The sequence below is a fragment of the Microvirga sp. GN3 genome (assembly GCF_055792825.1).
Map to the genome: position 1 here is coordinate 40,106 of NZ_JBVVAK010000066.1, position 6,000 is coordinate 46,105.

At 59.6% G+C, this 6,000-nt stretch carries 4 protein-coding genes; 3 read left to right on the forward strand and 1 reads right to left on the reverse strand.

Annotation, left to right across the window (positions count from 1 at the left end; genetic code table 11):
• The first annotated feature begins 1,012 nt into the window (after nucleotides 1-1,012).
• From ACS5Q1_RS26770 to ACS5Q1_RS26780, 3 genes are all read left to right on the forward strand, one after another.
• Complete coding sequence (locus ACS5Q1_RS26770; RefSeq protein ID WP_473101030.1) at nucleotides 1,013-1,702, forward strand: CBS domain-containing protein; 690 nt, start codon at nucleotides 1,013-1,015, stop codon at nucleotides 1,700-1,702.
• Nucleotides 1,703-1,765: 63 nt separating this feature from the next.
• A complete protein-coding gene (locus ACS5Q1_RS26775; protein ID WP_473101031.1) occupies nucleotides 1,766-2,602 on the forward strand; it encodes a hypothetical protein in 837 nt (278 codons plus the stop codon).
• Between the two features lie 117 nt (nucleotides 2,603-2,719).
• Nucleotides 2,720-4,579 carry a PHA/PHB synthase family protein gene (locus ACS5Q1_RS26780; RefSeq protein ID WP_473101032.1) on the forward strand — a complete coding sequence of 620 codons (1,860 nt, stop codon included), beginning with the start codon at nucleotides 2,720-2,722 and terminating at the stop codon, nucleotides 4,577-4,579.
• 676 nt (nucleotides 4,580-5,255) lie between these two features.
• Here ACS5Q1_RS26780 and ACS5Q1_RS26785 read toward each other — a convergent pair.
• The gene (locus ACS5Q1_RS26785) at nucleotides 5,256-5,579 is read right to left on the reverse strand and encodes a DUF1476 domain-containing protein (protein WP_473101033.1); all 324 of its coding nucleotides are present in this window, start codon (nucleotides 5,577-5,579) and stop codon (nucleotides 5,256-5,258) included.
• Nucleotides 5,580-6,000 lie beyond the last annotated feature (421 nt).

Consider the following 6,000-nt stretch of genomic DNA (forward strand, 5'->3'; position numbering starts at 1 on the left):
TGCCTTATCTCCCAAAGTAATCCGTCGTTTGATCTCCAGAGCATATGAGGAATTATCCCGCTGTTCGACGGCACTCCAAACCGAGGACGGACTTTCCGAGGCGGTGCCAAGAGGAGGTGTCTGGACGGGGCTTCATGCGCATTCGTCAGAAGGGCTCCGGATCAGGACGGGGCTCGGTCTTACGACCCGCTCTTTGAAACTCACTGCTGCAATAGACATGACCGGAATTCGGAGGCCACGAGATCCAGTGGTTGTTCAAAGTGGGCGACGGACAAGGAGTGCTTATCTGCTCTTCAGAATTCGGCTCCAAAGGTTCCATTAAAGGCGGCCGACACCCATTGGCGATCTGCGATCCTAACCTCTCCTTCTCACACCATGAATGTTGCTGCTCCATTTCCTTTCTCCAGTAAACGGAAGCTGTTCTTCAAGGAGCAGTGGCCACTTTGCCGAAATAAATCTTATGTGGTGCCGTCGCAGGAATGTATAAGCGGACCTTTTGTAGCATCCGACACCCTTGAATGTAGTTTGAACGGACGTATGTTAATACTATCATGATTACCTTTCATCATATCCCGATCTGTCGGGCAGGCCGCTTCGTCGCAGGCCACTGAGCCTCGGATCGTGGAAGGCACACCGCGCTCCCACGATTCGGGGTCATGACCAATCTCTCACAATTCCACGGCGAAGACGTCCTGCCTGTCGGTGCCGGATGTCGTCTGGATCAATGGGGCTCCCATTGCGAATGGGAGACATAGATTGGTATCTTTCAATGGCAGCCCGCTGGGGGCGTTGTGGCGTTTGCTCTTCAGCGTCAGGTTCGGCACGCCGTCTCCTCAATACGAGGAACTTGACTGCGACGTACCTAGACCGCGGACGAGCCGCGGATCCTCTGCCTCTGGCTCTTGGCGCGATTGTCGGAATTAGCTGCTTAGCTCGCAGAACCGTCGCGTGTTCGCTGCGCTTGGTTTGGAAAAATCAGCGAGCGCTCGGGCGCGGCAGATTGAAGGAGCGAATGATGAAGGTTTCTGACGTCATGACACCGCATGTGATCTCGGTCCTGCCAGAGACGTCGGTCCACGAGATTGCAGAAACGCTGGTTAAAAACCGCATCAGTGCCGTGCCGGTTATCAATGCCGCCGGGCACCTCGTTGGCATTGTCAGCGAAGGCGATCTCATGAGGCGCGTTGAGATCGGCACGGAACAAGGGCAGCCACGGTGGCTCGATACCTTCCTCGAGCCAAACGTGGCGGCGTCCGAGTACGTTAAGGCGCACGGCCGAAAGGCCAAGGACGTCATGACGCCTGAGCCCATTTCGGCGACGGAAGAAATGGGGTTGAGCGAAGCGGCGACGTTACTCGAGAAGAACCACATTAAACGATTGCCGGTCGTTCGCGGCGGCCAGATCGTCGGCATTGTCAGTCGAGCCAACCTGGTACAGGCGCTGGCAACCGTTGGAGACGCAGTTCCGCCGACGAAACTACCGGGGGATCGCACGATCCGCGACGAGTTGATCGCCCGCCTCAGGACAATGGGCCGGACGAGGGGGCACATCGATATCACGGTGCACCAAGGCGTGGTGAACCTCTGGGGGCGGGTTTGCTCGGAGGAGGAGCGGAGAGCAATTCATGTCGCAGCGGAGAACACGCCGGGGGTCTGGGCGATTAACGATCACCTCTCCGGCGGAGTGCTGCCCATGGCCTGAACAGGCTTAATCCCCAGGGTTGACGGAGGTCAACGCCTTGTCACATCCTCGAAAGGAAATCCGATGAAGGACGTGCTGGTTCATGTGGCACCTCGTGCCATCGGCCGATTGGAACACGGCGCAAGTTATGCAATTAGTCTGGCGGCTTCTCAAGGCGCCCATGTCACCGGCTTCATTTCGGACGTCGAGCCATGCTCCGCAGCCGCTATCTCCCCACCGGATACGATGCAGGGCGAGCGGGAGTCTGAAGAACCGATCACGAAAGCAAAGCACTTCGAGCGTGCGGCCATCTTGCTCTGCGAGTCGGCCCGCCAAGCAGGCGTGTCGTGCGACGCGCTGACGGACGAGGGCAATCCCGCGTCAGCCGGTACACGTTTGGCAAACCACGCGCGCCTTCGCGATCTCGTTGCTGTCAGTGTTTACGGACCCTTGCACTACCCCCGCAAGTCACTCGTCGAAGCGGTTCTTTTCAGTACCGGGAGACCAGTTATTCTGATTCCGCCAGAGGCCGCCGCGTTTGATCTCAATGTGGCTGTTGTGGCCTGGGATGCCACTGCGTCGGCGGTGCGGGCGTTGCATGCTTCCATGCCCCTTCTGTCCGTGGCGCGCGATGTTGTGGTCGTGACCGTCGTCGACGACAAGTCGACTGACCCTGAGCAGTCGGGTTGCCAGCTTTGCCGTTATTTGGAGCGACGCGGCATTAACGCGCGCTACGAGGAGGTCCGCGGGGGCGCCGCTGAGGTCGGGCGGGTGCTGCTCAACGGGGCTTCACGCGCCAATGCCGACCTGCTGGTGATGGGTGGATTTGCTCACGCGCGCGAGCGTGAATTCCTGTTCGGCAGTGCAACCCGTTCTGTATTTGAGTCGGGTTTTTCCCAACCGGTATTGCTGTCGCACTAGCTTGGTGCATTGGCACCTTATCTCGATCAAATGGGGTCCGCTCATATCTCTGGTATGGATGCGATCAGCCTCAGGCTCCAGCATCCTCCGCCGGTTCATTTAAACTTGGAGATCCATATGCCCTCGAACCTGCTCCCCAATGTTGCGCACATTCCTCCACCTCAGCATGGTGTCCCAACCGTCGATTTGTATAGCGACCGGCGCGACGGCCCGCGCCTGCGCCCTGTCCAGAGGGATGTACCGGCAGCCGGAATCCAACTGTCGACCGAGTGCCTTGACCGTGTGGTCCATGCCGCAATTGCGCACCTGAATAGAGGCTTATCCCCGGCCGCGCTAGCCACTGCGTATTTTGATTGGGCGGCTCATCTCGCCTTCTCACCGGGCAAGCAGGCGCATCTCGTCAGCAAGGCTGCGAGCAAGTGGGCACGAATGGCCGGCTACACCTTGAAGACTGCGACGCAGCGTGATGGGTGCGAGCCGTGCATCGAACCCTTGCCTCAGGACAAACGTTTCGCCGACGCGGCATGGCAGCTCTGGCCGTACAATCTTGTCTACCAGGGCTTTCTGCTGCAGCAGCAGTGGTGGCATAACGCCACGACCAGGATCGGTGGTGTGACAAAGCAGCATGAGAATGTAGTGGAGTTCGCCTCCCGACAGATCCTGGACATGTTATCACCCTCGAACTTCCTTGCCACGAATCCTGTCGTGCTGCAGCGGACGGTCGAAACGGGCGGTGCAAACCTCGTCCGAGGGTTCAGAAACTTCCTCGAAGACTGGGAACGTATGGCGCGTGGCAAGCCACCCGCGGGTACCGAGGCGTTCCGGGTCGGGCGCGATGTCGCGGTCACACCGGGCAGTGTCGTCTATCGCAATCGGTTGATCGAGTTGATCCAGTACGCACCCACGACCGAACAGGTGCGACCCGAGCCGATCCTGATCGTCCCGGCCTGGATCATGAAATACTACATTCTCGACCTCTCTCCGGCGAATTCGCTTGTGCGCTACCTGACCGAGCAGGGTTTTACCGTGTTCATGATCTCCTGGAAAAATCCAGACGCCGATGATCGTGATCTGGACATGGACGACTATCGCCAGCTTGGCATCATGGCAGCGCTCAACGCGGTCCAGAGCATTGCCCCTGCACGAAAGATCCATTCTGTTGGCTACTGCCTCGGGGGTACGCTTCTGTCGATTGCGGCGGCTGCAATGGCCCGCGATGGTGACAGTCGGTTGAAGACCGTCACTCTCTTCGCCGCGCAACAGGACTTCACCGAGGCCGGCGAACTGACCTTGTTCATGAACGAGAGCCAGGTCCACTTCCTCGAGGACATGATGTGGGCTCGAGGCTATCTCGACGCCAAGCAGATGGCTGGCGCTTTCCAGCTTCTGCGCTCGAACGACCTCATCTGGTCGCGGATCGTTCGCGAGTATCTGATGGGCGAGCGCTCAGCGATGATCGATCTCATGGCGTGGAACGCTGATGCGACACGCCTGCCGTATCGCATGCACTCGGAGTATCTGCGCCAGCTGTTCCTGAACAATGATCTTGCTGAGGGGCGCTACAGGGTCGACGGGCGACCCGTTGCACTCACCGACATCAGAACGCCGATCTTTGCGGTTGGCACGGAGCGTGATCATGTCGCGCCGTGGCGTTCGGCATTTAAGGTCCATCGTCTCACCGACACCGACGTGACCTTCCTGCTCACGACCGGCGGGCACAATGCTGGCATCGTCTCGGAACCGGGGCGACCTGGTCGCAGCTTCCGGATCCGAACCCAGGCCGCGCTGGAACCGTATCTGGATCCCGACGCATGGCTTAAGCGGGCAGCGCGACAGGAGGGATCATGGTGGCCGGCGTGGGTCACATGGCTGGGGGACCGGTCGGGTGCCCCAATCACGCCGCCTTCCGTGGGAGCACCCGAGAATGGGTATCCGGTTCTCGATCCCGCACCGGGTCAGTACGTTTTGGAACGGTGAGCCGTGTGGAGGCGCATTGGGCCTCGATGGATCCTGAGGCTCCATTCATGTCAAGGGTCCAGTCACAGGCTGGTAAATAAGGTCGATCGCTTAGGAGGCAGCTTCGGCTGTTCACCCACGCGGGCTCTTTCATCGGCACTGCCAGGGGATGCTCATCCGGTGATCCCGTCTGGACCATGATCTTCGGCTTTGCCGGGACTGTTGCCAAGCTGGCACAAGCCTCGGCCGCCGCCCGTGCTCGCGTGTTCTGCTGAAAGAGCTCGCGATCGATCATTGACCCTATGGCCGGTGATCAATGCACCTGGCTTTCACGAACAGCGATACGGAGACCGACGATGTCAACTCTCCGCTCGGGAAGACATTGGAGCCACTTCGGAGCCGCCCACTTGAGGCCAATCGTCCATGGCGGCAACGGCAGACCGGCGCGAACCTATGATCTGTTGGATCGTGTAAGCTGTTTATCCCGTGAGATTGGCAAGTGCGCTCACGGGATGTGGCTCGGCCACCGCAGGAAACCCCGCCACGGACGGCGCAGGAGCCATTGAAACAGGTGGGAAGGTGCCCGGCTCGCGCCTGGCCTGGGTTCAATTCCGGCAACGAAGCCAGTAATTGCGATGCGCCTCTCTGCGATGGCGGCTGAGCACCGGGTCACATAAGAAGGCAGTAGTTGGACGCGTTAGCTGCCCGCTTTGATCTCGTTGATGGCACGCGGCATCAACGCTTCGAGTTGACGATGTATCTCCGCCTCGTCAGCCGCGATGCCCGCGGCATGGAAGTCGGCTGTTATTTTGCGGAACACGTCGCCGTCTCCCGCCTCCTCAAGATCTGCAAACACGACCGTGTCGGCATAGGCATCGGCCTCTGCCCCTGACTTGCCGAGTCTCTGAGCAGCCCAGAGCCCCAGCAGCTTATTGCGGCGAGCAACGGCCTTGAACAGGAGTTCCTGATCGTGCGCGAACTTTTTCTCGAAAGCGGCCTTCCGCTGATCGAAGATGGTCATGGGTGAGTGCTCCTTACGGGATGAGAATGGCTTCGAGGCTGCTGCAGAGCTGGGCGCGGTTGGATCGCGCTCGCGGCCTGACTGGTCCTTTCGGACCAAGAGCAGTTGTATGGACCCCACCCAGCAGGGTCTGCTGAGTGGGGCTGGAGCGGGCCTAGTGTGTCAAGGAACCCAGAAAGTGCTAAGTAGGTCGCCAAAAGTTCTGCAACAGGATTCTGAGCCAGAAGTGTTTGGATGCCATGCCGGCCTTGCGACGCGCCTGTTGCGGCGTCAGCGTCAGAACCCAAGCCGCGGCGTCGGTAGAGTCCGCGCTAGTGGTGGAAATTTGCTGACGCGCCGGGTGTTGGGATGAGGTGGTCATTGGGCGGACCGGCTATGGTGGAGTTGCTCGACTGCACCCCAGCTGAAGGAACCCCAATGA